We start from the raw sequence: 25,613 nt of genomic DNA on the forward strand, positions 1-25,613 counted from the left end.
GTCCGGATGGATGGGAGGTGGGGTACGGGGATGAGTGTCGGCACGAGCAGCGCACCGGGAGCGGCCCGCCCCGCCGGTGACCTCGCCGAACTCGGCATCGACCCCGACGACCTGCCCGACGGGCTCGTCGTCGCCGACGAGCACGGGAACGTGATCTGCTTCAACGCCGCCGCCGCCCGCATCACGGCCGTCGCGGCCGAGGACGCCCTCGGACAGCGGCTCGACAAGGCCCTGCCGTTAGAGGACCTCGAAGGCCGCCGCTGGTGGCAGCTCACCGACCCCTACGGCGGCCTCGCCATCCGCGTCGGCCAGCCCGAGCGCAACCTGCTCCTGCCCGGCGGACGAGAGGTCCTGGTCTCGGTCCGGTACGTCCGTACCGCGCCCACCGGCGCCGTCCGCCGCGTCGTGGTCTCCCTCCGCGACACCGAGGCCCGCCGCCGCACCGAGCGCAGCCACGCCGAGCTGATCGCCACCGTCGCCCACGAACTGCGCTCCCCGCTCACCTCCGTCAAGGGCTTCACCGCCACGCTGCTCGCCAAATGGGCCCGCTTCACCGATGACCAGAAGCGGCTGATGCTGGAGACCGTCGACGCCGACGCCGACCGCGTCACCCGGCTCATCGCCGAACTCCTGGACATCTCGCGGATCGACTCCGGGCGGCTCGAGGTGCGCCGGCAGCCGGTCGACATAGGCGCCGCCGTAGGACGGCACATCCAGGCCTACGTCGCCGCGGGGCAGCCCGCCGACCGGTTCCTGCTCCGGATCGAACAGCCGCTGCCCGCCCTGTGGGCCGACCCCGACAAGGTCGACCAGGTCCTCAGCAACCTCATCGAAAATGCGGTGCGCCACGGAGAGGGAACCGTCACGATTGACATCACGCCCGCCGCTTCCCCCCGGGAGGGGGAGGACACCGGCACATCGGTCACCGTGAGCGACGAGGGCGCCGGCATCCCGGAGGAGTCCATGAACCGCGTCTTCACCCGCTTCTGGCGGGGCAGCAAGCGCGGCGGCACGGGCCTCGGGCTGTACATCGTCAAGGGCATCGTCGAGGCCCACGGCGGCACCATCACGGTCGGCCGCGCCCCCGGCGGCGGCGCGGAGTTCCGATTTACGTTGCCCGTGGGGGCCCCGGCGTATCTCGCCTGAGATCGCCCGAGCCGCCCGCGGGCGCATTCGTATACCTCCACCCCGTTAGACTCGGCCTTTGGCACCTTTGTGTCCCAGGGACGGCCCTCCGAGCTCTTGCGAGTCGGTGACGGGGACCTTCAGCCAGCCAATCGGAAGCACGGGAAGAGATGTCGGCACCGAATAAGTCGTACGACCCGGTAGAGGTCGAGGCGTTGAAACCGGAAGAGATCGAGCGCATGCGGGACGAGGCGCTCGCCGCCTTCGCCGCCGCGGACTCCCTCGACGCGCTCCAGGAGGCCAAGGTCGCCCACACCGGCGGCACCTCCCCGCTGGCCCTCGCCAACCGCGAGATCGGCGCCCTGCCCCCGCACGCCAAGGCCGCCGCCGGCAAGCTCGTCGGCCAGGCCCGCGGCGCGGTGAACAAGGGGCTCGCCGCCCGCCAGGAGGAGCTGGAGGCAGAGCGCGACGCGCGCGTGCTGGTCGAGGAGGCGGTGGACGTCACGCTGCCGTACGACCGCGTACCGGCCGGCGCCCGCCACCCGCTCACCACGCTCTCGGAGCGCATCGAGGACGTCTTCGTGGCCATGGGCTACGAGGTCGCCGAGGGCCCCCAGGTCGAGGCCGAGTGGTTCAACTTCGACGCCCTGAACATCGGACCGGACCACCCGGCCCGCGGCGAGCAGGACACCTTCTTCGTCGAGGGCCCCGACGGCGGCACCGAGTCCGGTGTGGTGCTGCGCACCCACACCTCGCCCGTGCAGATCCGCTCCCTGCTCGACCGCGAGCTGCCGGTCTACGTGATCTGCCCCGGCCGCGTGTACCGCACCGACGAGCTGGACGCCACGCACACCCCGGTCTTCCACCAGGTCGAGCTGCTCGCCGTCGACGAGGGCCTGACCATGGCCGACCTCAAGGGCACCCTGGACCACATGGTGCAGTCGCTGTTCGGCGAGGGCATGAAGACCCGGCTGCGGCCGAACTTCTTCCCGTTCACCGAGCCGTCCGCCGAGATGGACATGGTGTGCTACGTCTGCCGGGGCGAGTCCGTCGGGAACCCCGACCGCCCCTGCCGCACCTGCTCCAGCGAGGGCTGGATCGAGCTGGGCGGCTGCGGCATGGTCAACCCCAAGGTGCTGGCCGCCTGCGGCGTCGACCCGGAGAAGTACAGCGGATTCGCCTTCGGGTTCGGCATCGAGCGGATGCTGATGTTCCGCCACAACGTCGAAGACATGCGAGACATGGTCGAGGGTGACATCCGGTTCACTCGGCCCTTCGGGATGGAGATCTGATGCGGGTCCCGCTTTCCTGGCTGCGGGAGTACGTCGACCTGCCGGCCACCGAGACCGGTCGTGACGTGCAGGCCAAGCTCGTGTCGGCGGGCCTCGAGGTCGAGACCGTCGAACACCTCGGAGCCGACCTCAAGGGCCCCCTCGTCGTGGGCCAGGTGCTCACCATCGAGGAGCTCGAGGGCTTCAAGAAGCCGATCCGCTTCTGCACCGTCGACGTCGGCACCGCCAACGGCACCGGCGAGCCGCAGGAGATCGTCTGCGGCGCCCGCAACTTCGCCGTCGGCGACAAGGTCGTCGTGGTCCTCCCGGGCGCGGTCCTCCCCGGCGGCTTCGCCATCGCCGCGCGCAAGACGTACGGCAAGACCTCCCACGGCATGATCTGCTCCAGCGACGAGCTGGGCATGGGCGACGACGGCACCAAGGGCATCATCGTGCTGCCGCCGGAGACCGAGGTCGGCAAGGACGCCATCGAACTGCTCGAGCTGGTCGACGAGGTCCTGGACATCGCCGTCACCGCCAACCGCGGCGACTGCCTGTCCATCCGCGGCGTCGCCCGCGAGGCCGCCATCGCGTACGGCCTGCCCCTGCGCGACCCCGCCCTGATCGACGTACCGGCCCCGAACGCCTTCGGCTACGCGGTACAGGTCTCCGACCCGATGGGCTGCGACCGCTTCACCGCGCGTACCGTCACCGGTCTGAGCCCCGAGGCCCGCTCCCCGATCTGGCTGAAGCGCCGCCTGCAGAAGGTCGGCATGCGCCCGATCTCGCTCGCCGTCGACATCACCAACTACGTGATGATGGAGCTCGGCCAGCCGCTGCACGCCTACGACCGTTCGCTGGTCCAGGGCACCATCGGCGTCCGCCGGGCCGGGGAGGGCGAGCAGATCGTCACCCTCGACGGGGTCACCCGCAAGCTGCACGCCGAGGACCTCGTCATCACCGACGACCGCGGCCCGATCGGCCTCGCGGGTGTCATGGGCGGCGCCAACACCGAGATCGCCGACGTCCCCCAGTCCGGGCTTCACTCGACCGGGGAGACCCCGCTCGCCGTCGAGAACGGCGGGAACTCCACGACCGACGTGATCATCGAGGCCGCCCACTTCGACGCGGTGGCGATCGCGCGCACGGCCCGCCGTCACAAGCTGTCCTCCGAGGCGTCCCGGCGCTTCGAGCGCGGTGTCGACCCGGCCGCCGCCGCGGCCGCCGCCCAGCGCACGGTCGACCTGCTGGTCCTCCTCGCCGGCGGCACGGCGGACGCGGGCGTCACGCAGATCATCGCCCCGTCCGCCCCGCACACCATCACCGTCCCGGCGAACCACCCCGACAAGGTCGCGGGCGTCGAGTACGGCCGCGAGACCGTCGTACGCCGTCTGCAGGAGATCGGCTGCGACGTCTACGGGCAGGACGAGCTGATCGTCACCGTCCCGTCCTGGCGGCCCGACCTCGTCGAGGCCAACGACCTGGCGGAGGAGGTCATCCGCCTGGAGGGCTACGAGAACCTGCCCTCCACGCTGCCCAAGCTCCCCTCGGGCCGCGGCCTCACCCACCGCCAGCGGCTGCACCGCCGCGTCGGCCGCGCACTGGCCGGTGCCGGTTACGTCGAGGCGCCGAACTACCCGTTCATCAGCGAGCAGGTCTTCGACCAGCTCGGCCTGGACGCCGACGACCCGGCCCGCCGCGTCGTCAAGCTCACCAACCCGCTCAACGACGAGGAGCCCGCGCTCCGCACGTCGCTGCTGCCGGGCCTGCTGGGCGCCCTGCGGCGCAACGACGGGCGGGGCTCGCACGACCTGGCGCTGTTCGAGACCGGGCTGGTCTTCCAGCCGCGCGAGGAGGCCGGTGTCGCCGGTCACCTCCCGGTCGACCGGCGCCCCACCGACGAGGAGCTCGCCGCGCTGAACGCGGTGCTGCCCGAGCAGCCGCGCCATGTCGCAGCCGTCCTCGCGGGCGCCCGCGAGCAGGCCGGCTGGTGGGGCAAGGGCCGCCCGGCCGACTGGGCCGACGCGGTGGAGGCCGGTCGCGCGGTCGCGCGGGAAGCCGGTGCCGAGCTGATCGTCCGCAAGGGCCAGTACGGGCCGTGGCACCCCGGCCGGTGCGCCGAGTTCGTGGTGGTCGTCGACGGCGCGGAGCGGGTCGTCGGTCACGCGGGCGAACTGCACCCCCGCGTCCTGAAGGCGCTCGGACTGCCCGCGCGCACCTCCGCGATGGAGCTGGACCTCGACGTCCTGGAGTCGGTGGGCGACGACACCCCGCAGGCTCCGAGCATCTCCACGTTCCCCGTGGCGACGCAGGACGTCGCCCTCGTCGTCGACACGTTCGTGCCGCACGCCGAGGTCGAGGCCGCGCTGCGGGAGGGCGCCGGCGAGCTGCTTGAGGGGATCCGGCTGTTCGACGTGTACGTCAACGAAGAGCAGCTCGGTGACGGCAAGAAGTCGCTGGCGTACGCGCTGCGCTTCCGCGCGGGGGACCGGACGCTGACGGTCGATGAGGCCTCGGCCGCGCGGGACGCGGCGGTCGCCCTCGCGGGCGAGCGGACGGGAGCCGTTCTGCGGGGCTGATGCGTTCGCCGGGCGCGGGTGGACTGTGGCTGGTCGGGCAGTCCCCCGCGCCCTGGCGTTCGTGCGCCCACCCAGGGGGTGAAGGCCGCACGCAAACGCCGGACCGTCGCTTGTTGAGGGGGAGCCGACGGCCCGGCGAACCTCTTGCGAGGCATTTCAGTCAACCGGCTGGAAACTCTCCGCGACAGCGCGCGCACTGCGCGGATGCGCGCATTCGCTTCACACCCCGTGTGAACCCGGACCCACTACGCTGGCCGCACCGAGGCACCGGGGGGCACCCATGCAGCCCAACACTCTGCTCGACGCGATCCTGGACGAGGCGGGTATCTCGCACGCGGGCCTCGCCGCCCATGTGAACCAGGCCGGGCGGGCACGTGGACTCGCGTTGCGGTACGAGCACACGGCGGTCGCCCGCTGGCTGAAGGGCCAGCGCCCGCGCGGTCAGGTCCCCGACCTGATCTGCGAGGTCCTCGCGGAGCGCCTGCACCGGCCGGTCACCCTCGACGACATCGGCCTCGGGGTGCCGGGCGAGCCGTCCACCCCGCACGGCACCTCCCTCTCCGGCTTCGTCGAGCGGGCCACCGCCCTGTGGCGCTCCGACGAGCAGCAGCGCCCGCACCTCCTCGGCGCGCCCGCGGTGACGGGGACGCCCGCCGTGATGCCCGTATGGGAGTGGGAGAATCCGCCCGAGGACGTGGACGTCTCCCGGGGCGGCCGGCACCGGGTCACCTCCGCCGACATCGGCATGCTGCGCGCCGCCCGCACCCACTACGAGCAGATGTACCGCAAGGCCGGCGGTATCGCGACCCGCAGCCGTATCGTCGGCTTCCTCAACGCGGAGGCCGCCCCCTTGCTGAGGGGCAGTTACACCGACGAGACGGGACGTCAACTGCACCGCGCCACCGGGGGCCTGGTCGCGGTCGCGGGGATCTGCGCATACGACTCCGACGCACACGGTCTTGCCCAGCGCTACTTCCACCAGGCGCTGCGGCTCGCCAAGGCCAGCGGCGACCGGGGACTTGGGGCGTACGTCATCGCGCTCCTGGTCAACCAGTCGCTGTTCATGCGGGAGTACCGGCAGGCCGTCGCCTTCGCGGAGGCCGCGCTGCGCGCCGCCGGCAAGCACATCACCCCCGCCCTCGCCTCCGATCTGTACGCGATGCAGGCCAAGGCGTACGCCCACCTCGGCGACGGCACGAGCGCCCTGTCGTGCATCCGGCGGGCCGAGACGGCCGCCGCACGTATCAGGCGGGGGCACGAGCCCGACGAGACGGGCTATGTCCAGCCGGGTCTGGTCAACGTCCAGGTGGCGGAGGCGCTGCTCAGCCTCGGGGAGATCGCCGCGGCCGCCGAACACGCCCACGCCGCCGTCGACAACCCCGCACACGACCGGGGCCGGGTGCACCGGCTCGCCATGCTCAGCACGATCGAACTGCGCCAGGGACACGCGGACAAGGCGGTGGTCACCGCCGTGCAGATGGCCGAGCAGGCGAGAGGCATGGAGTCGCAGCGGCTGCGCGACAGACTCCGGGCGGTGCGCGAACACCTGGCGCGCAGCGGCTGTGCGGGCACGACCGAGGCCGCCGAACTCATCGACGGAGCACTGCGCGTACCGCTGTAGACCTTGGCGCACAGCGGGTACCTGAACACCGGCGAGGCACAGTCCCTGCTGCGATATTGCCACTCACCCGACGGAAGGTGGCAGAACCGTGCAGTGGACGAAACAGAACGAGCAAACTGTGTATGAAAACCGCTGGTTCAGCGTCAACCTGGCCGATGTGGAGCTGCCGGACGGCCGGCACCTCGACCACTTCCTCATACGGCTGCGGCCCGTTGCCGTGGCCACGGTGGTCAACGAGGCGAACGAGGTCCTGCTCCTGTGGCGCCACCGCTTCATCACCGACAGCTGGGGGTGGGAACTCGCGGCGGGTGTCGTGGAGGACGGCGAGGAGATCGCTCGTGCGGCCGCCAGGGAACTGGAGGAGGAGACCGGCTGGCGGCCGGGGCCCCTCCACCACCTCCTGAGCGTGGAACCGTCCAACGGTCTCACCGACGCCGTCCACCACATCTACTGGTCGGACCGGGGCGAGTACGTCGGACATCCGGTGGACGACTTCGAGTCGGACCGCCGGGAGTGGGTACCGCTCAAGCTCGTGCCCGACATGGTCGCCCGGGGGGAGGTCCCGGCCGCCAACATGGCGGCCGCTTTGATGCTGTTGCACCACCTCAGGCTCGCCGAAGCGTAGTCCGGACGTCAGTGGGCCAGCGCCTGCCAGACCGTCACGACCAGGGCTCCCAGGGCCGTGAGCGCCGCGAGAGAGGGCAGTGGCCAGCGCGCGTGTTCCAGCGAGATCATGCGGGTGTTCAGCTCGTCCACTTCCTTGGCGGTCTCCTCGGTGCGATGACTGAGCAGGGCCAGTCCTCCCTCGACACGGGCGTACGCCACATCGAGACGACGACGTAACTCTGCGAGTTCTCCATGGACCACGGGATGCTCCGGGTCGGCGGTCACGGTCCACTCCTTTCCGTAGTCGAACGTGGGGGTGTCGCATCCCTTGCATGCGCATGATGAGTCAACCCGCCTGGTGGGCCGGCGGGGAGCGTGTGCGCGCGGCATATGCGGGCCCGGTGTGCGCACGGTGTGTGAAACACGCGGGCCCGGCACTCCGCGGAGCGCCGGGCCCGTTCCGAACACGGTGAGTGATCAGTACGTGTAGAACCCCGAGCCGGTCTTGCGGCCCAGCCGGCCCGCGTCCACCATGCGCTGGAGCAGCGGGGGAGCGGCGTACAGCGGCTCCTTGTACTCCTCGTACATGCTCTGCGCGACCGAGGCGACGGTGTCCAGGCCGATCAGGTCCGACAGCTTCAACGGGCCCATCGGGTGGGCGCAGCCCATCTCCATGCCGTTGTCGATGTCCTCGCGGCTGGCGATGCCGGTCTCGAACATCCGGATCGCGGAGAGCAGATAGGGGATCAGCAGCGCGTTCACCACGAAGCCGGAGCGGTCCTGGGCCCGGATCGCGTGCTTGCCCAGCAGCTTCTCGGCGAACAGCTGCGCCCGGCTCAGCGTGCCCTCGGAGGTGGTCAGCGCCGGGATCAGCTCGACCAGCTTCTGCACCGGGGCCGGGTTGAAGAAGTGGATGCCGACGACCTGGTCGGGCCGCGAGGTGGCGACCGCCAGCTTCACCAGCGGGATGGAGGAGGTGTTGGACGCCAGGATCGCGTCAGGCCGGGTGACCACCTGGTCGAGGACCTGGAAGATCTCGGTCTTGACCTGCTCGTTCTCGACGACGGCCTCGATCACCAGGTCGCGGTCGGCGAACTCGCCGAGGTCCGTGGTGAAGCTCAGACGCGCCAGCGTCGCGTCCCGCTCCTCCTCGCTGATCTTGCCGCGCTCGGCGGCCTTGGCCAAGGAGTTGAAGAGCCGGGTACGGCCTATCTCCAGGGCTTCGCCAGTGGTCTCGGCGACCCTGACGTCGAGTCCGGCGCGGGCGCAGACCTCGGCGATGCCGGCGCCCATCTGGCCGCAGCCCACCACTCCGACGCGTTCGATGTCGGTCACATCGGTCCCCTTCGCTCCGCTGTCTTCTCCGAATGGGTGAGACAGGTCTGCCGGATCCCGGTCGGCCTGCTCCGATCGTGCACGTTACTAGCAGATATCGATGATCGATCGCCGGGGTGGGTGCATGCTGTGCGCGGAGACGATCCGTGACCGAACGGATCCATCGAGTGATGCGGGGATGGGTGCGATGGGGCGATTGACCCGGCGGGCGTTCGCGCTGGCGGCGCTGTCGGCGTTCACGACGACGGGCGCGGCGGCCGCTCGCCCACAGGGCGAGGGACGGGCGACGACGGAGATGCGGGGCATGTGGCTGGCGACGGTCGGCAACCGCGACTGGCCGTCACGGGCGGGCCTGACGGCCGCTCAGCAGCGGAGCGAGCTGCTCTCGTGGCTCGACACGGCGGTCCGCAACCGGCTCAACACGGTGATCTTCCAGGTGCGGCCCACGGCCGACGCGCTGTGGCCCTCGCCGTACGAACCCTGGTCACAGGTCCTCACCGGCACCCAGGGGAAGTCACCGGGCTGGGATCCGCTGGGCACGGCGGTCACCGAGGCGCACGCACGCGGTCTTCAGCTGCACGCCTGGTTCAACCCGTACCGGGTGGCCACCCACGCCGACCGCTCCAAGCTGGTCGCCTCCCATCCCGCCCGCAAGAACCCGGACTGGGCGGTGGAGTACGGCGGCAGGCTCTACTACCAGCCCGGTCTGCCGGAGGTCCGCGCCTTCGTGCAGAACGCGATGCTGGACGCGGTGAAGAAGTACCCGGTCGACGCCGTGCACTTCGACGACTACTTCTACCCGTACCCGGTGGCGGGCCAGACCTTCGACGACGACGCCGCCTACGACGCGCACGGCGGCGGCTTCGCCTCCCGCGCCGCCTGGCGGCGCGACAACGTCGACAAGCTGATCGTGGAGATGGCCGCCCGGATCAAGGCCGTACGTCCGGCCACCCAGTTCGGGATCAGCCCCTTCGGGGTGTGGCGCAACGCGTCCACCGACTCGCGCGGCTCGGACACCCGGGCGTTCCAGTCGTACGACGAGATCTACGCCGACAGCCGGAAGTGGGTGAAGAAGGGCTGGATCGACTACGTCGTCCCGCAGCTGTACTGGGAGATCGGCAACTCCGCCGCCGACTACGCCAAGCTCGTGCCCTGGTGGGCGGAGGTGGCCAAGGGCAGCCGCACCCGGCTGTACCTCGGCGAGGGCCTCTACAAGGCGGGCGCCTCCGGACAGCCGGCGGCCTGGGGGGACCGGGCCGAGCTGTCGAGGCACCTCACCCTCGCCAAGAAGCACCCGCAGGCGCGCGGGCACGTCTTCTTCGCGGCCAAGGACGTGGACGCGGACCGGATCGGGGCGATGGCGCGGGTGCTCGCCGACCACTACGGGCAGTCGGCGAAGCCCCCGCGCTGACCTAACGCTGTTCCTCGGTCGTGGTCCTGTGGCGGATTTCGGTGTCGGGCCCGGGGGAGCACAGCCCCTCGTGCCCGTCCTGGAAGCGGACCCGGAACGGCGGGTTGCCGTCCTGGCCCAGTACTTCGACGATCTCGCCGACCTTGTCGTGTTGGCCGACCACCCTGCCGTGCTGCACAAACTGGTCGCCCGCGGTTGCACGCATCTGCGGGGCCTCCTCACCGTGGGGGAGAGAGCGGTGGTCCCTGTCCGTGTGTGTCGATTTTAGCCGCGCGCCCGCTGCGTGACGGCGATGCAGACCAGCACGGCCGCGGCCGTCAGCGGAGCGGCGGGCGTGAGGTGCTCGCCCAGCAGCAGCACCGACCACACCAGTGTGAGCAGGGGCTGGGCCAACTGCAACTGGCTGGCCTTGGGGATGCCGATGGCCGCCATGCCCCGGTACCAGACGACCAGGCCGAGGAACTGCGAGCCCGCCGTGACCCACAGCAGCCCCGCCACGCTGTGCGCGGTCAGCCGGACGGGCTCGTACGCCACCGCGAGGGCGGCGGCGGGCACACCGATCGGCAGGCAGAGCACCAGCGCCCAGCCGATCACCTGCCAGCCCGGCATGACCCGGGCCAGCCGGCCGCCCTCGGTGTAGCCGGCCGCGCACACCAGCAGCGCGGCGAAGAGATAGAGGTCGGCGGTGGTCAGGGCGCCGCCGCTCTGCTGCACGGTGAACGCCACCACCGCGGCCGCCCCCGCCAGTGCCGCCGCCCAGAAGGTGCGGGAGGGGCGGGTGCCGACCCGCAGGGCCGACAGCAGGGCGGTGGTCAGCGGCAGCAGACCGACGACGACGGCGGCGTGCGCGGTGGTGGACGTCCGCAGCGCGAGCGTGGTGAGCAGCGGGAAGCCGACGACCACCCCGGCGGCCACGACCGCCAGCCCCGCCCAGTGCCGTCGGGCGGGCGGCGGGACCCGGAGGGCGAGGAGCGCCCCACCGGCGATCACCGCCGCCAGCACGCTGCGGACGGCGACCAGCGACCAGGGCCCGAAGCCCTGCAGACCCCACGCCGTGGCGGGGAAGGTGAGAGAGAAGGCGACGACGCCGAGAGCGGCCTGGAGGGTGCCGACGCCACGGGCCCGCGCGGCGGCGTCCGCACTGGCCTCGGTCGGGGTGGTGACCGCTATCGCGGCTGGGGCAGTAGCGCTACTCTCTGTCTTCATGCAAGAGCGTAGCAGTGTGGATGAACTGGCGGAACGGCTGCGACGGGAGCTCGACCGCTACTCTCCCGGTGGAAAGCTCCCATCGAGCCGGGCCCTGGTGGAGCGGTTCCGGGTGAGCCCGGTGACGGTCTCGCGGGCGCTGGCACAACTGGCCGCCGAGGGCCTGGTGGTGACCCGCCCCGGCGCCGGTGCGTTCCGCGCCCGGCCACGCGCCCTCGCCTCCCCCGCCGGGGACACGTCCTGGCAGGAGGTCGCCCTCAGCGCGGACGGCGCCGCCGATCTCGTCCCCCGCTCGGTGGACGCCTCCGGTGTCACGGTCTCGCTGGCCGCCCCGCCCCCCGGCGTGGTCGAGTTCAGCGGCGGCTATCTGCATCCCTCGCTGCAGCCCGAGCGCGCGATGTCCGCCGCCCTGGCCCGGGCCGGACGGCGGCCCGGCGCCTGGGGCCGGCCGCCGATGGAGGGCCTGCCCGAGCTGCGGGAGTGGTTCGCGCGCACCATCGGCGGGGCCGTGACCGCGGCCGAGGTACTGATCGGCGCGGGCGGTCAAGCGGCGCTCACCACCGCCCTGCGCGCCCTCGCCCCGCCAGGCGCGCCGGTGCTGGTCGAGTCGCCGACCTACCCCGGCATGCTCGCGATCGCCCGCTCGGCGGGACTGCGCCCCGTACCGGTCCCGGTCGACCCCGACGGGGTGAGGACCGAACTGCTCGCCGACGCCTTCCGGGCCACCGGCGCCCGCGTGTTCGTCTGCCAGCCGCTGTTCCAGAACCCGACCGGCGCCGTCCTCGCCCCCGGCCGACGCGGCGATGTGCTGCGCATCGCGAGGGACGCGGGCGCCTTCGTCGTGGAGGACGACTTCGTACGCCGGCTCGCGCACGAGGACGCCGGGCCGCTGCCGCGTCCGCTCGCCGCCGACGACCCCGACGGAGTCGTCGTCCACGTCGGCTCGCTCACCAAGGCCACCTCGCCCAGCTTCCGGGTCAGCGCCCTGGCCGCCCGCGGGCCCGTCCTGGAACGGCTGCGCGCCATCCAGGTCGTCGACACCTTCTTCGTGCCGCGCCCGCTCCAGGAGGCGGCCCTGGAACTCGTCGGCTCGCCCGCCTGGCCGCGCCATCTGCGGACCGTGGCCGCCGAGTTGCGGGCCCGGCGGGACGCGATGACCTCCGCGCTGCGGCTGCGCCTGCCGGAACTGGCCCTCCCGCACATCCCGTCCGGCGGCTACCACCTGTGGCTGAGGCTGCCCGACGGCATGGACGACATGGCGTTCACGGCCGCCGCGCTGCGCTCGGGCGTCGCTCTCACCCCCGGTCGCCCGTATTTCAGCGCCGAACCGCCGGCCGCTCACGTCCGGTCGAGCTTCGCGGCGGTCGCGGGGACGGAGGAGATCGCGGAAGGGGTACGACGGCTGCGGGCGGCCTGCGACGAGGTGCTGCCCGGAAACCGTTCGACGGGATGAGCGCCGGCCTGTGAGGATCCCGCCATGAACGACACCCCGCTCCTCGCCGAGGGCTACGAGATGTCCACCGACCCCGCCCGCATCGACGTCGAACGCGTCCACCGCTGGCTGTCCACCGACGCCTACTGGGCGATCGGACGCGAGCGCGGTCAGCAGGACCGGGCGATCGCCGGGTCGCTGAACTTCGGGGTCTACGACTCGGGGTCGGGGGAACAAGTCGCCTACGCGCGCGTGGTGACCGATCTCGCGACCTTCGCCTGGCTGTGCGACGTCTACGTCGACCCGGCGGTGCGCGGGAAGGGGCTCGGGACGGCGCTCGTCGCGGCCGTCCGGGACCACCTGCTGCCGTACCGACTGCGCCGCATACTGCTCGCCACCCAGGACGCGCACGGGGTGTACGAGAAGGTCGGCTTCGAGGCGCTGGCGGAACCCGACCGGTGGATGGCGCTCCTTTTCCGGTGACTTGTCCGGCAGGTCCTGACCCACCGGTAAGAATTCCTGTATCCGCCAACCAACACCTCTTGACCTGCGCACTTGTGCGGCTCACCATCTCCGCATGCCACTTCTGGTCACGTTCGTCGCCGCCGCGCGCAGCTCACCGCTGCTCGCGGAGCGCTTCGAGGACGACCGGCCGCTGGACCAGGCGGGCTGGGACGAGGTGCAGCGCGTGGCCGCGGACCTCGTGCCGCTCGCGGCCGCCGGGCTGCGCTACTGCTCACCCACCCCGCGCAGCCGCGCCACCGGCGACGCGCTCGGGTACGCCCCGCTCGTGCAGCTCGCTCTGCGGGACTGCGACATGGGCCGCTGGCGCGGTCTCACCCTCGGTGAGGCGATGGCCCGCGAGCCGGAGGCCGTGGACGCCTGGCTGGCCGACTCGCGGGCGACTCCGCACGGCGGTGAGTCGCTGCTGGAGTTCGTCTCCCGGGTGGGCGGCTGGCTCGACACCCGGCCGACCGGGGGCGGCGACCGGATCGTCGCCGTGGCCGAGCCCAGCGTGATCCGCGCCGCCCTGGTGTACGCGCTGAAGGCGCCGCCGGCGACGTACTGGAACATCGACGTCCGCCCCTTGTCGACGACCACGGTCACCGGCCGGGGCGGCCGCTGGAACCTCCGCCTCGAGGGGGCGTCGGCCCAGGCCACGCGCGCGTAGCCGTCGCCCCTCGACGTTCACTTGCGAAACTTCCGTTGCCGCACGCCCCATTGACGCCCCGCGGCCTCCTCCCTATGTTGCCGTTCGAAGTGCTGATCAAGGTCCGATATTTCGAACGTCTGTAATCCAGAGAGCCGCGGAGTATCCATGTCACGCAGCACCACCCGGCTGAGACTCGGCCTCGGGGCAAGCGCTTTCCTGCTGGCCGCAGGTCTGGTCCCAGCCCCCGCCCAAGCCGCCGACACCACCGATTACGCCCTCACCGTCGACCCCACCGCCAAGGGCGCGGCGATCGACGACACGATGTACGGCGTCTTCTTCGAGGACATCAACCGTGCCGCCGACGGCGGTCTGTACGCCGAACTCGTCCAGAACCGTTCCTTCGAGTACTCCACCATCGACAACGCGTCCTACACCCCGCTGACCTCCTGGACGGTCTCCGGCTCGGCGAACGTCGTGAGCGACGAGGGCCGGCTCAACGACCGCAATCGCGCCTACCTCTCCCTCGGTGAGGGTTCCTCCGTCACCAACGCCGGATACAACACCGGCATCCGGGTCGAACAGGGCGAGAAGTACGACTTCTCGGTGTGGGCCCGAGCCGGGAGCGGCACAACGCTGACGGTGTCGTTGCAGGACACCGACGGCACGCTCGCCACCGCCCGCCGGGTCGCCGTCCGCGCGGGCGGCTGGGCCAAGTACGAGGCCACCTTCACCGCCACCCGCACCAGCGGCGACGGCCGCCTGACCGTCGCCTCCTCCGCCGCGACCGCCCTCGACATGGTGTCCCTCTTCCCCCGCGACACCTACAAGCACGAGCCGAACGGCCTGCGCAAGGACCTCGCGGAGAAGATCGCCGCACTGAAACCGGGCTTCGTGCGCTTCCCCGGCGGCTGTCTGGTCAACACCGGCTCCATGCAGGACTACAGCGAGGCCTCCGGCTGGCAGCGCGCCCGCTCCTACCAGTGGAAGGACACCGTCGGCCCCGTCGAGGAGCGCGCGACCAACGCCAACTTCTGGGGCTACAACCAGAGCTACGGCCTCGGCTACTACGAGTACTTCCGCTTCGCCGAGGACATCGGGGCCATGCCGCTGCCCGTCGTCCCGGCCCTGGTCACCGGCTGCGGCCAGAACAAGGCCGTCGTCGACGACGCGCTGCTCAAGCGGCACATCCAGGACACCCTCGACCTGATCGAGTTCGCCAACGGCCCGGTGACGTCCACCTGGGGCAGGAAGCGCGCCCGGATGGGCCACCCCAAGCCCTTCCACCTCACCCACATCGAGGTCGGCAACGAGGAGAACCTCCCGAACGAGTTCTTCGCCCGCTTCAAGGAGTTCCGCGCCGCGATCGAGGCGAAGTACCCGTACATGACGGTGATCTCCAACTCGGGTCCGGACGACGCCGGTTCGACCTTCGACACGGCCTGGCAGCTCAACCGGGACGCCGACGTCGACATGGTCGACGAGCACTACTACAACAGCCCCCAGTGGTTCCTGCAGAACAACGACCGCTACGACTCCTACGACCGCAGCGGCCCGAAGGTCTTCCTCGGCGAGTACGCCTCCTGGGGCAACGCCTTCAAGAACGGCCTCGCCGAAGCCGCCTTCATGACCGGTCTGGAACGCAACGCCGACGTCGTCAAGCTCGCCTCCTACGCGCCGCTGTTCGCCAACGAGGACTACGTGCAGTGGAGCCCGGACCTGGTGTGGTTCAACAACCACGCCGCCTGGAACTCGGCCAACTACGAGGTCCAGAAACTGTTCATGACCAACGTCGGTGACCGGCTCGTCCCCTCGACGGCCACCGGGACGCCGTCCCTGCAGGGCCCGATCACCGGCGCCGTCGGCCTGTCGACCTGGGCGACCACTGCGGCGTACGACGACGTGAAGGTGACGGACGGGGACGGCGCGACGCTCTTGAGCGACGACTTCTCGGGTGACGCCTCGCAGTGGACGCACACCGGGGGCGGCAGCTGGTCGCTGCAGGACGGGCAGTACGTGCAGACCGACGCGGCCGCCGAGAACACCATGGTCGCGGCCGGCGACGCGAACTGGCACGACTACGACCTGCATGTGAAGGCCACCAAGAAGTCCGGCAAGGAGGGCTTCCTCGTCGCCTTCGGCGTCAAGGACACCGGCAACTACTACTGGTGGAACCTGGGCGGCTGGAACAACACCACCAGCGCCGTCGAGCAGGCCGTGGACGGCGGCAAGTCCACCCTGGTCTCCAAGGCCGGCACCATCGAGACGGGCCGCGCCTACGACATCGACATCAAGGTGCGCGGCCGCCAGGTCACCCTCTACCTCGACGGCCAGGAGTGGGGCGGCTTCACCGACGACAAGCCGGCCGAGCCGTTCCGCCAGGTCGTCACCGAGGACAAGAAGACCGGCGACCTGATCGTCAAGGTCGTCAACGCCCAGTCCGCCGACGCCCGGACGGCGATCGACCTCGGCGGCGCCAGGGTCGCCTCCAAGGCCCGTGTCACCACGCTGGCCGCCGCGCCGAACGCGGTCAACACGGAGACGGAGACCCCCGTCGCCCCGGTCACCTCCACCTTCACCGGGGTCGCCGACCGCTTCACGTACACCTTCCCGGCGAACTCGATCACCTTCCTGCGGATCAGACAGCGGTAGCCCGGTTCACCCGACGGACATGTCCTGTTCTCCCGGGGAAGCCCAACCAACCGGAGAAGCCGACCGTCTAAGTCGGCGGATCAAGCCGGTGCGGGGGGTGACCTCCCCGGGGGAGCACCGGCCCGTGTCGTTTCTCTGGGGGCCTGTCCGGCATGGATCGCTCGACCCTGCGCAAAGACGTCCCGCCGGACCAGGCTCCGGCGCCCTCGGCAGGGCGGGCGCCGTCGGCACGGTTACGCGGCCGGACCTCCTGGCTCCGGCTGCCCCGCCCGACGGGGCCGCTACGGGCCGCCCTTCTCGCGGCCCTGATCTGCGTCACCGTGCTCTGCGCCGCCGACGCCATGGCCCGCGGCTACCCCTTCGGCCCCCGCACCCGGAGCGTCAACGACCTGGGCAACCAGTACGTGCCCTTCCACGCCCACCTCTGGGACCTGCTGCACGGCAGGGCGGACGGCGGTCTGCTCGTCAACTGGCAGTCCGGGTTCGGCGCCGGTTTCCTCCCCGACCTCGGTACCTACCTCACCAGTCCGTTCGCCCTGCTCGTGGCGGTGTTCCCGCGGGACGGGATCGACCTCGCGGTGTATGTGATCACCCTGCTGAAGATCGCGTGCGCCGGTGCCGCCATGGCCTGGCTGCTGCCGCGTCTGCGTCCCGGCCGCTGGTGGGCGGCGGCGCTGCTGGGGGCGTCGTACGCCCTGTGCGGCTGGACCGTGGCGAGTGCCTCGTACAACCTGATGTGGCTCGACGGGCTCATCGCCCTGCCGCTGCTGTGCCTGGTCGGCGAGGGGGCCCTGCACGGACGGAGGCCGCTCCTCGGCGTGGTGGTCGTGGCGGCGGCCTGGATCGCCAACTTCTACACGGCGTACATGGCCACCCTCGCCGCCGGACTCGTCCTGCTGCTGCGGCTCTCGCTGTCCGGTCTCCCGCGCCGGCGGATCCTGGCGGCGCTGGGCCGCGCAGGTGCGACCGTCGCCCTCGGCATGGGGCTGGCGGCACCGGTGGTGTCGGTCGTCTACTTCGGCACCACGCACGCCTCCCCGGGCAGGTTCACGCAGTTCACCCCGGTGGCGACGGAGGACCTGCTGGCCCGTCTGCTGCCGACGACGTACAGCTTCGGCTCGCCGGCCCTCTACGTGGGCACCACCGCGCTGCTGCCGGCCCTCGCCCTGCCCTTCCACCGGGCGGCCCCCCGGCGGATACGCCTCGGATGGCCCCTGCTGGTGCTCTGCACGCTGCTGTCGATGCAGTGGGCGCCGACGCAGTTGTTCTGGCACGCCCTCACCCCACCGCAGGGAAGCTCCTACCGCGAGGCCTTCGTGCTGTGCGCGCTGCTGGTGATCGCGGCGTGGCACACCCTGTCGTACGGCCCTCCCGACCGGCGCGCGCTGGGTGCGGCGGGCGCGCTGTACGCACTGATCGTCGCCGTTGCGAGCCGGAGCGACCTGGTGCGCTCCTTCGCCTGGCCGGTGCTCCTGGTGGCCGCCGCGGGTGCGCTGGGCGGGCTGGCCCTGCTCGGCCGCGGGGACGGCGGACGCCCCGTCGGCGGAGGGCGCCGCGTGACACCGGCGGTGCTCGCGGTGGCGCTGCTGCTCGCCACACAACTCGGCGAGGCCACCGCCACCGCCGCCGTGGCCACCCGGATGCGGTTCGGGCACATGGACGACTACGCGCCCTGGGGGGAGCGGCAGCAGCGGCAGTCCGAGGCGATCGCGCGGGCCGACGGCTGGCCCCGCTACCGCACGGACCCGGGCCGGGAGCAGACCGTCGGCAACGACCCGCTGCTGGTGGGCGGCCAGGGCGCCCAGTACTACAGCAGCCACACCTCCGACGTGCTCTTCCGCACCCTCACCGCCCTCGGCGGCGGCTGGACCTCGGGAGGCCGGAGCCTGCAGAGCCTGGACAACGCCGTCACGGACGTGATCTTCTCCGTCGGCGCCCGGGTGCACTCCCCGCCCGACCCGCACCAGAACTGGTTCCCGCAGGACGGCAGCGGGGTGACGGTGTCCCGCCAGGACGTGCCGCCCCTGGTCACGCTGCGGCCGGCCGGTACTCCCACGCCCGCCTTCGGGCGGTCGCCGTACCGCAACCAGGAACTGCTGCTGGGCGCCCGCGTCTACACCGTGCCGCGTCTGACCGTACGCACCGGCGCCGGAAAGGCACCCGGCCGCAGCCGGGACGACCGGCCCGGCCTGCGACTCGACGCTCTCGGCCGCGCCGCCGAGGGGACACCGACGATCACCGCCGCGTGCCCGGCAGGCAGCGAGGTGTACCTGTGGGCGCCGCACTTCGCGGGCACCGCGCGGCTCACCGGCGCCGCCGGCGCGGCCCCGACCGGGCGGTTCCGGGCGGACCACCCCGTCACCAAGATCGCCGCCATGCAGCGGCTCGGCACGGTCCCGGCCTCCGGGCGCCTGCGGATCGAGCTGTCGCCGAACCGCCCGAGCACCGTCCCGGACCGTGCGGTCGGCTGCCTGGACACCGCCCGGCTGCGCGCCGCCACCGAACGGCTCGAGGCCACCGGCGCCACCGAGGTGACCGTGGACGACGGGACCATCCACGCCGAGCTCCCCGCCGGCAGTACGGGCACCGCCGTCGTCGCGGCCCCCCGGATCGCCGGGTGGCGCTGCGCCGCGGGCGACGCCGACGCCGTACCCGCCGAGGCGTACCACGGGCTGATCGCCGTACCCCTCGACGGCTCCGCGACCAGTGTCACCTGCACCTTCCACCCGCCGGGCCTGCGGCTGGGCACCGCTGTCGGAGGTGTGTCGCTCACGGCCGTGGTCCTGCTCGGCGCCCTCGCCGCCGTCCGCCGGCGGCGTGGCTGTGACCGAGAATTTTAGGTGGCGGATCATGTTTCGAGCCGTGCAGGTCAGCAGGGCGTCGAGAATTCCTGTGATGAGGAAGGTCGCCGTCGCGGTACCTGGTGGCGAGGAGTTCCCGCTCTGGGATGGCGCCACCGACGGTCTGGCCGTCACCGTGCTCACATGGCGCGTTGAGGACTTCTGCGAACTGGGCGGCTTTCTTGCCGCGGACGACCCACAGCGTCCTGCGGGGGTGCGGGATGATCGGCGGACCACGCCACTGCAGCCCCTGCTGGGCGCCGCGCCGTGCGTGGTCCTGCCGTCCTTGCGGACCTCTCTGCGGGACGTGACGCGAAGCGTGTGTTGGCAGCCCTTCCTGGCTGCGTCGATTGTCCTTGTCAGCCGCTCGTCCCGCGAACCGTCCTGCGCAGGATGCTTCGCAGGATCCGGTCGAGGGCTTCAACGGCTTGCTGCCCTGGGCGGACACCCGGTTCGCGCCAGGCCGTGTGGCCGTCGGGACGGACCAGAACGGCGCCGCCGGCGGTGATTCCGTAGAGGTCGGTCCAGGTCGGGGCGATCTCCTGAGGGGTGCGGCCGAGGACGTGTGCCTGGAGCGGGACGCGTAGGTTCGCGGAGACATGGGCGGCGGCCCGTGCCCACGTCTCGCCCTTCGGGCCCGTGAGCAGGGTCAGCCCCGTGCCGAAGAGGTCGAGGAGGGACGCTCGGTCAGTGGTGGGGCCCATGGGGTGGTGCGGGGCGCGGTGCCCGGGACGAGCTGTGGGCTCGTAGCGCGTGTAGGGGTCGGCTGCGGTCGGCAGCGCGGTGCCGTCGGGGACCACGGCGCCGCCCTCGTAGTGGAAGCCGAGGACCAGGCCGTCCTTGACCCGGCGTTTGGGCAGTTCCGTGCGCCAGCGGTCCCAGGTGCCGGTGCTGATGGCGTCGGCGTTGTTGGCGCGGTCCTCGAGCGCCGTCCATTCGGCCACCGGGCGGCGCTCGGCGTCGTAGCTGTCCAGGAGACCCGGCCCTGCCCACCCGCGCAGCACCGCCGTGAGTTTCCACGCGAGGTTGTGTGCGTCCTGGACCCCCAGGTTGAGGCCGGATCCGCTGAACGGCGTCACCAGATGCGCCGCGTCGCCCGCGAGGAGTACGCGGCCGACGGAGAGCCGTTCCGCGACCTCGCTGCGGCTGGTCCAGCTGCCCTCCTCAAGTACCTTCAACGGCACGTCGGTTCGGCCGATGACAGTCCGGACGACGACCTCTGCCGAGTGAGAGGGCCCGGTGGCGCCTTCCTCCAGAATGCGGTTGAAGGTCCAGCGGTTCGGCTGCCAGGCGGGCTGGAGGTAGCCGCGTACGCCGTCGGCGTGCAGGAAGGTGATGCTCGCTCGGCGGTCGCCCAGCAGGGGGCTGAGGTCGGCCTCGAACAAGATGTGCAGGTTCTCGGCGGTCGGACCGCCGCCACGCAGGGCCACCTCGGCCGCCTCCCGCACCGTACTGCGCGCGCCGTCGCACCCCACGACGTACCGGCATCGCAACCGATGCGATGTGCCGCCGGGGGTGGTGAGAATCGCGGTCACCTGCTCGTCGTCCTGTTCCAGGCCGGTGAGCGTGACGCCGTACCGGACGCGGCCGGACGGAATCCTCCGGCGGAGGATGTCCTCAACGACATCCTGGGGGCAGACCACCGTCGCCTCCGGGCTGTGTGCGGCCCGCCGCCCGGCGACCACGCTGCGGGCCAGCAGTGTGTCGGGCTCGTCGAGGGAGGTGAGCGTCCGCGCGAAGGCGAAGCGCAGGCCGGTTCTTTCCTGCCCCAGCGCGGCGCCCGCGACTTCGCCCGCGATGCCGAGCTGCCGGAAGATCTCCATGGTCCGGGTGTTCACGGCGCGGGCCTTCGGCAGCGTCGAGGGAGTTGTCCGCCGCTCGACCATGAGCGAGGTGATGCCGAACTGCTCCAGCAGCATGCTCAGGGTGAGTCCCGTCGGGCCGCCGCCGACGATCAGTACCGGAAGACAGGCGGTCTCGTCGCTCACGGAATCCGCAGGTACGTCGCCCACGGAACCGGTAGGCACAGGGTTCACCGGAATGTCCTCTCCAGCGCTTTGGGGGCGAGTCCGTCGTTCGTCGGCGCGTCCGTCCGGACGCTTTGCCACCTGCGGGCCCGGGAGCGCAGTGGTCCGACCAGCAGGTGCTCGACGAGCAGCGCGACCGCGACGGTAACGGCGGCCCAGGCGAACACCTCGTCCGTGGCGAGGTTGGTCCGGGCCTCCGCGATGCGCGCGCCCACGCCGTCGTGGGCCGCGAGGAGCTCGGCCATCACGGTCGTCCGCAGTGAGGTCGTACCGACCAGAGCGACGGATGCCAGCAGCGGGGCGGACAGCGCGGGCAGCACCAGGTGCCGTAGCCGTTGGAGCATACCGATCCGGAACGCGGTGGCCATCTCCATGAGGTCGGAGTCCAGGGACCGTACGGCCTCGGCGATGCCGACCGCGACGATCGGTACCGAGACGAGTGTGGCGACGAAGACCGGGACGCCGGCGCCGCTGCCCCACCAGACCATGCCCATGATGACGGGGATGATCGGCGGTACGCCGAGCAGGACGGCACGCAGAGGGCGGCCCAGCCCGTCGGCCAGTCGGCTCCAGCCGCTGACCAGGCCCCAGGCGACGCCGATCAGCAGGGCGAACACGGAACTGAGCACCGTACGCCCGAGGGTGCGCCCGATCTCGGTCAGCAGGAGACCTTCGTCCACGAGACGGCCGAGAGCCCGACCCGTCTCGTACGGCGAAGGCACCAGGACCGCCGGATGGGCGGCCGCCCACCACTGCCAGGCACCGAGCAGGACGGCGCCGCCGACGAGGACGAGGGCCGCGTCACGAGTCCGCCGTGGCGTAGATGCTCGCATCGGGAGCCCTCCCTCCGATCAGGTCTGGTGAGGTGGCGGCGAGTTCCTCGAAGAGTGCGGCGAGTTCGGTGCGGGCGGCGTCCGCGGTGCGGTAGCCCGGGGAGAGCCGGTTCAACAGCCGGGTGACCAGGGCCTGCGGCGCCCCGGTGCGCTCGGCGACCTGTGGTGCGACCTGGCCCGGTTCGGCGGTAGCGGTCCTGGCCGAGTCGGTGAGCGCCTGGTTTATCCTCTTCAGGAGGTCGGGATGGTCGTCCGCGAACGCGCCCCGTACGCCGATGGCGTAGGTGGGGAAGCCGGTCTGGCCGGTGGTGCGGCGCCACTGCTCACCGAGTTCCAGGACCTGCCGCTTTGGCGCCCCGGACTTGGCGGCGGCGGAGGCCGCGAGGCTGGCCTGATGCTCGGGCATCAGTGCGTACTCCGCTTTGCCGGAACCGACCGCGGTCAGCAGATCGGGCAGGGTGGCGTGATACGTGATGCTGAAGTCCTCGCCGGCCTTCAGCCCGTTCTCCTCGGCCAACCGGCGGAACAGCACGTCGTTCACGTCACCCTTGAAGGGGACATGGACCGTGGCACCGCGCAGCGCGGACCAGGAGGCGTCCGCCTTCTCGGGGCCGAGCAGCACGTCGGAAGGCCCGTCGACGACACCCAGGATGCGTACGTCGACGCCTCGGGTGTGCAGGTTGGCGGCGATGTTGCTGGGCAGGGTGAGGAGATCGACCGAGCCGCTGGTCAGTTGCGTGCGGATCTCGTCGGGGCCGCGCAGTCCGGCGAAGGTGACCGAACCGGCCTCCGACGCCAGGTCCTTGTCGGCGCGGAGTCCTGAAGTCGCGGCGTCGAGTACGACGTTGGGTGCCACCGCGACGCGCAGGCCGGGGGAGCCGGGGTGGGAATGGGTGCTTTCCTCACCACCGCCTGCGCACCCGGAGAGGGAGGCGGCGGCGAGCCACCCGGCTGCCACCAGGGGAAGAAGACGGCGTCGGCCGAGGCCAGGGGATGTCACGCGGGCTCTCCAAAGTGATCAGAGTTCAACTGCCGGATGGGCAAAGCTCGGTGAGGTGCCGGTCGATGAGGTGAGTGCTTCGGTGATCGCCCGCGCCGTCTGATCGATGTCCCTGGTGCCTCGGCGGCCTCGTGGGCTGAGCGGGACGAAGGCGTGCCGGGGCGACACGGTGGGGGTCAGCACAAGCACCTCGTCCGCGACCTGAGCCGCCTCGTAGGGATCGTGCGTGGCCCACAGGACGGTCGAGTCGGCCTCCCGCGCCAGCTCCAGCAGGCACTCCCGCACCTCTGCGCGTAGCCGCACGTCGAGCGCGGAGGTGGGTTCGTCGAGTACCAAGAGGGGGGCTCCCGGCATCAATGCCCTGGCCAGGGCCACCCGTTGGCGCATTCCCGTGGACAGTTCCGCCGGATACGCCCGGTCCGCCCTGTCCAGGCCCAGCCGCGCCAGCAATGCATGACCCTTCTCGAGGTCCGCCGGCTGGGCCGGGCGGCCGAGCGCGAACACGACGTTCTCCAGGGCGGTGCGCCAGGGCAGCAGCCGGGGTTCGGCGAACGCGTAGCCCACGTCGTCGGGAGCGCTGACCGTCCCGGCCGTCGGCTGTTGCAGTCCGGCGGCCATGCGCAGCAGCGTGCTCTTGCCCGCGCCGGAGGCGCCGAGCACCGCGAGGACGGATCCCGGCGCCACGTCGAGGTCGAAGCCCTCGAACACGGTGTTGCTGCCGAAGACATGACTGACGCCGCGGAAACCGACACCGCGGAAAGAGTCTCCCCCGCCCGGCATGCACACCCCCACATCGTGTGAACTTAGGTTAGCCTAACTATAGAGTGCCGCTATGGCCAGATCTCCGGCCGGTCACGGCCCTTTGTGGCCGGCCCTGGTAACACCGGTGCGCCCCCGCTCACCGAGCGGGGGCGCACCGAACGTGCCGTACTACGCGCGCAGGACTCAGGGCTGCCCGAAAGCGAGCACCACGTTGTGCCCGCCGAAGGCGAAGGAGTTGGACAGCACCGCCGAGACCCGGGTGTCCCGCGGCTCGCCCGTGACCAGGTCGAGGCCGAGTGCGGTGTCGGGAGCGTCGAGATTGGCGGTGGGCGGCAGCACCTGGTGGACGAGGGCCTGTACGGCGGCGACCGCCTCGACGGCGCCCGCCGCGCCGAGGGCGTGCCCGGTCATCGACTTGGTGGCCGTCACGGGGATGCGGGCAGCGGCCGGGCCGAGAGCCGCCGTCAGGGCGGCGGCCTCCGCGGCGTCGTTGAGGACGGTCCCCGTGCCGTGCGCGTTGACGTGGGAGACCTCCTCGGGAGTGAGTCCGGCAGAGCGCAGCGCGCCCACCACCGCCCGGGCAGCCGCAGCGCCGTCCGGGCGGGGCGCGACGACATGGTGTGCGTCGCTGGTACGGCCGTAACCGAGCAGCTCGGCCAGTGGCTCGGCCCCTCGGGCCCGCGCGTGATCCGAGTCCTCCAGCACGAGCACGGCGGCGCCCTCGCCGAGCACGAATCCGGTGCGGTCGACGCCGAACGGCCTGCTCGCCCGCTCGGGCTCGTCGTTGCGGGTGGACAGGGCTTTCATCTTGGCGAAGCCGGCCACCAGAAGGTCGGTGACCGGAGCCTCGGCACCGCCGGCGAGGACGACGTCCGCCTCGCCCGTGGCGATCATCTGGTGCCCTGTCGCCAGGGCGTCGGCCCCGCTGGCGCAGGCCGTCACGGTGGTGGTGACGGGGCCGCCGAGACCGTACCGGATGGCGATCCAGGAGGCGGTGCTGTTCGACATCGACATCGGTATGAACCGGGCACTGACCGACCCCGGGCCCTTCAGCGCCCGGGCCGCTCCGTTGCGGATGCTCTCCGCTCCGCCGCAGCCGGTGCCGAGAGCCACACCGATCCGGTTCCGGTCGGCCGAGTCGAGATCCAGGCCGGCGTCCTGGAGCGCCAGGGACGCCGCTGCCGCGGCCAGGTGGGTGACCCGGTCGGTGGCGAGCGCGTCACGCCGCTGCAGGCTGAGGTCGTCGGGCAGGTCGACCTCCGCAGCGATCCGGACCGGCAGCCCGGAGGCGTCGAACCGACTGATGGAGCGAACGGCGCTGCGTCCCTCCAACTGGCCCACGTGGAACGCCTTGGCGCCGACTCCCACCGAGGTCACCGGGCCGAGCCCGGTGACGACCACGCGGCGCCCCCTCATGCCGCCGACTCCGTGGTGGCGGCGCGCTGGGAGTCCACGTAGGCGACGACTTCACCCAGCGAGGTGAGGGCCGAGGCCACCTCGTCGGTCACCGTCACGCCGAGCTCGTCCTCCAGCGCCGAGACCAGTTCGACCATGTCCAGTGAGTCGAGCCCCAGATCGTCCTTGAAGCGGGCGGTGGGGGTGAGCTCCTCGGGCTGCAGACCCAGGCGGTCCACCATGACGTCGATCAAGCGCTGCTCGGTGGTGCTGTTCATGAGGGTGTCCTCCTGCGTTGTGTTCTCTGTCTCGGGTGTGTGCCGGACAGGGGCGCCCGGTACAGGGACGTGGAATGAAGAGGGCCAAGC

21 protein-coding genes are annotated in these 25,613 nt (G+C 71.6%); 11 read left to right on the forward strand and 10 right to left on the reverse strand.

The features are described 5' to 3' along the window. Positions 1–30: 30 nt before the first annotated feature. From ACIBVL_RS27475 to ACIBVL_RS27495, 5 genes are all read left to right on the forward strand, one after another. Positions 31–1,146: an ATP-binding protein gene (locus ACIBVL_RS27475; protein WP_399100859.1), complete on the forward strand. Its 1,116-nt coding sequence runs from the start codon at positions 31–33 to the stop codon at positions 1,144–1,146. Between the two features lie 149 nt (positions 1,147–1,295). Then, positions 1,296–2,417: a phenylalanine--tRNA ligase subunit alpha gene (gene pheS, locus ACIBVL_RS27480; protein WP_399100861.1), complete on the forward strand. Its 1,122-nt coding sequence runs from the start codon at positions 1,296–1,298 to the stop codon at positions 2,415–2,417. Continuing rightward, positions 2,417–4,975, forward strand: coding sequence for a phenylalanine--tRNA ligase subunit beta (locus tag ACIBVL_RS27485; protein ID WP_399100863.1), 2,559 nt, complete (start codon positions 2,417–2,419; stop codon positions 4,973–4,975). Before pheS ends, ACIBVL_RS27485 begins: the two co-directional genes overlap by 1 nt. 280 nt (positions 4,976–5,255) lie before the next feature. Then, a complete protein-coding gene (locus ACIBVL_RS27490; protein WP_399100866.1) occupies positions 5,256–6,596 on the forward strand; it encodes a transcriptional regulator in 1,341 nt (446 codons plus the stop codon). An 88-nt stretch (positions 6,597–6,684) separates the two neighbouring features. Beyond that, on the forward strand, positions 6,685–7,221 hold the full coding sequence (locus ACIBVL_RS27495; RefSeq protein ID WP_399100868.1) for an NUDIX hydrolase: 537 nt from the start codon (positions 6,685–6,687) through the stop codon (positions 7,219–7,221). A gap of 8 nt (positions 7,222–7,229) precedes the next feature. Here the strand turns inward: ACIBVL_RS27495 and ACIBVL_RS27500 are convergent, their stop codons facing one another. Together ACIBVL_RS27500 and ACIBVL_RS27505 are read right to left on the reverse strand one after the other, a co-directional pair. Further along, positions 7,230–7,487, reverse strand: a complete 258-nt coding sequence (locus ACIBVL_RS27500; protein WP_399100870.1) for a hypothetical protein — start codon at positions 7,485–7,487, stop codon at positions 7,230–7,232. A 192-nt stretch (positions 7,488–7,679) separates the two neighbouring features. Beyond that, positions 7,680–8,537, reverse strand: coding sequence for a 3-hydroxybutyryl-CoA dehydrogenase (locus ACIBVL_RS27505; RefSeq protein WP_399100872.1), 858 nt, complete (start codon positions 8,535–8,537; stop codon positions 7,680–7,682). Positions 8,538–8,724: 187 nt separating this feature from the next. Here ACIBVL_RS27505 and ACIBVL_RS27510 point away from each other — a divergent pair, with 187 nt between their 5' ends. Beyond that, positions 8,725–9,948 carry a glycoside hydrolase family 10 protein gene (locus ACIBVL_RS27510; RefSeq protein ID WP_399100875.1) on the forward strand — a complete coding sequence of 408 codons (1,224 nt, stop codon included), beginning with the start codon at positions 8,725–8,727 and terminating at the stop codon, positions 9,946–9,948. 1 nt (position 9,949) lies between these two features. On the opposite strand, the gene ACIBVL_RS27515 is transcribed toward ACIBVL_RS27510, so the two are convergent. Beyond that, positions 9,950–10,153: a DUF1918 domain-containing protein gene (locus tag ACIBVL_RS27515; protein WP_399100877.1), complete on the reverse strand. Its 204-nt coding sequence runs from the start codon at positions 10,151–10,153 to the stop codon at positions 9,950–9,952. Between the two features lie 59 nt (positions 10,154–10,212). Continuing rightward, positions 10,213–11,154, reverse strand: coding sequence for a DMT family transporter (locus ACIBVL_RS27520; protein ID WP_399100879.1), 942 nt, complete (start codon positions 11,152–11,154; stop codon positions 10,213–10,215). Here ACIBVL_RS27520 and ACIBVL_RS27525 point away from each other — a divergent pair. The 5 genes from ACIBVL_RS27525 to ACIBVL_RS27545 all read left to right on the forward strand — a co-directional run bounded on the left by ACIBVL_RS27525 (position 11,153) and on the right by ACIBVL_RS27545 (position 19,228). Beyond that, positions 11,153–12,607 (forward strand): PLP-dependent aminotransferase family protein, encoded by a 1,455-nt coding sequence (locus tag ACIBVL_RS27525; protein ID WP_399100881.1) that lies wholly within the window; start codon positions 11,153–11,155, stop codon positions 12,605–12,607. The genes ACIBVL_RS27520 and ACIBVL_RS27525 overlap by 2 nt on opposite strands. Positions 12,608–12,631: 24 nt before the next feature. Further along, a complete protein-coding gene (locus ACIBVL_RS27530; RefSeq protein WP_399100883.1) occupies positions 12,632–13,069 on the forward strand; it encodes a GNAT family N-acetyltransferase in 438 nt (145 codons plus the stop codon). 94 nt (positions 13,070–13,163) lie between these two features. After that, positions 13,164–13,757, forward strand: a complete 594-nt coding sequence (locus ACIBVL_RS27535; RefSeq protein ID WP_399100885.1) for a histidine phosphatase family protein — start codon at positions 13,164–13,166, stop codon at positions 13,755–13,757. Positions 13,758–13,904: 147 nt separating this feature from the next. Beyond that, the gene (locus ACIBVL_RS27540; RefSeq protein WP_399100887.1) at positions 13,905–16,388 is read left to right on the forward strand and encodes an alpha-L-arabinofuranosidase C-terminal domain-containing protein; all 2,484 of its coding nucleotides are present in this window, start codon (positions 13,905–13,907) and stop codon (positions 16,386–16,388) included. 152 nt (positions 16,389–16,540) lie between these two features. Further along, the gene (locus ACIBVL_RS27545; RefSeq protein ID WP_399100889.1) at positions 16,541–19,228 is read left to right on the forward strand and encodes a YfhO family protein; all 2,688 of its coding nucleotides are present in this window, start codon (positions 16,541–16,543) and stop codon (positions 19,226–19,228) included. A gap of 359 nt (positions 19,229–19,587) precedes the next feature. On the opposite strand, the gene ACIBVL_RS27550 is transcribed toward ACIBVL_RS27545, so the two are convergent. The 6 genes from ACIBVL_RS27550 to acpP form a co-directional block, all read right to left on the reverse strand. Further along, positions 19,588–21,216 (reverse strand): FAD-dependent monooxygenase, encoded by a 1,629-nt coding sequence (locus ACIBVL_RS27550; RefSeq protein ID WP_399100890.1) that lies wholly within the window; start codon positions 21,214–21,216, stop codon positions 19,588–19,590. 44 nt (positions 21,217–21,260) lie between these two features. Next, on the reverse strand, positions 21,261–22,088 hold the full coding sequence (locus ACIBVL_RS27555; protein ID WP_399100892.1) for an ABC transporter permease: 828 nt from the start codon (positions 22,086–22,088) through the stop codon (positions 21,261–21,263). Further along, complete coding sequence (locus ACIBVL_RS27560) at positions 22,057–23,088, reverse strand: ABC transporter substrate-binding protein (protein ID WP_399100894.1); 1,032 nt, start codon at positions 23,086–23,088, stop codon at positions 22,057–22,059. The genes ACIBVL_RS27555 and ACIBVL_RS27560 overlap by 32 nt, the downstream gene beginning before the upstream one ends. A gap of 18 nt (positions 23,089–23,106) precedes the next feature. Continuing rightward, positions 23,107–23,868: an ABC transporter ATP-binding protein gene (locus ACIBVL_RS27565; protein WP_399100896.1), complete on the reverse strand. Its 762-nt coding sequence runs from the start codon at positions 23,866–23,868 to the stop codon at positions 23,107–23,109. Between the two features lie 165 nt (positions 23,869–24,033). Further along, complete coding sequence (locus ACIBVL_RS27570; protein ID WP_399100898.1) at positions 24,034–25,266, reverse strand: beta-ketoacyl-[acyl-carrier-protein] synthase family protein; 1,233 nt, start codon at positions 25,264–25,266, stop codon at positions 24,034–24,036. Beyond that, on the reverse strand, positions 25,263–25,523 hold the full coding sequence (gene acpP, locus ACIBVL_RS27575) for an acyl carrier protein (RefSeq protein ID WP_399100900.1): 261 nt from the start codon (positions 25,521–25,523) through the stop codon (positions 25,263–25,265). Before acpP ends, ACIBVL_RS27570 begins: the two co-directional genes overlap by 4 nt. Between the last annotated feature and the right edge of the window lie 90 nt (positions 25,524–25,613).

The sequence above is a fragment of the Streptomyces sp. NPDC049687 genome (assembly GCF_044465285.1).
GTDB lineage: Bacteria > Actinomycetota > Actinomycetes > Streptomycetales > Streptomycetaceae > Streptomyces.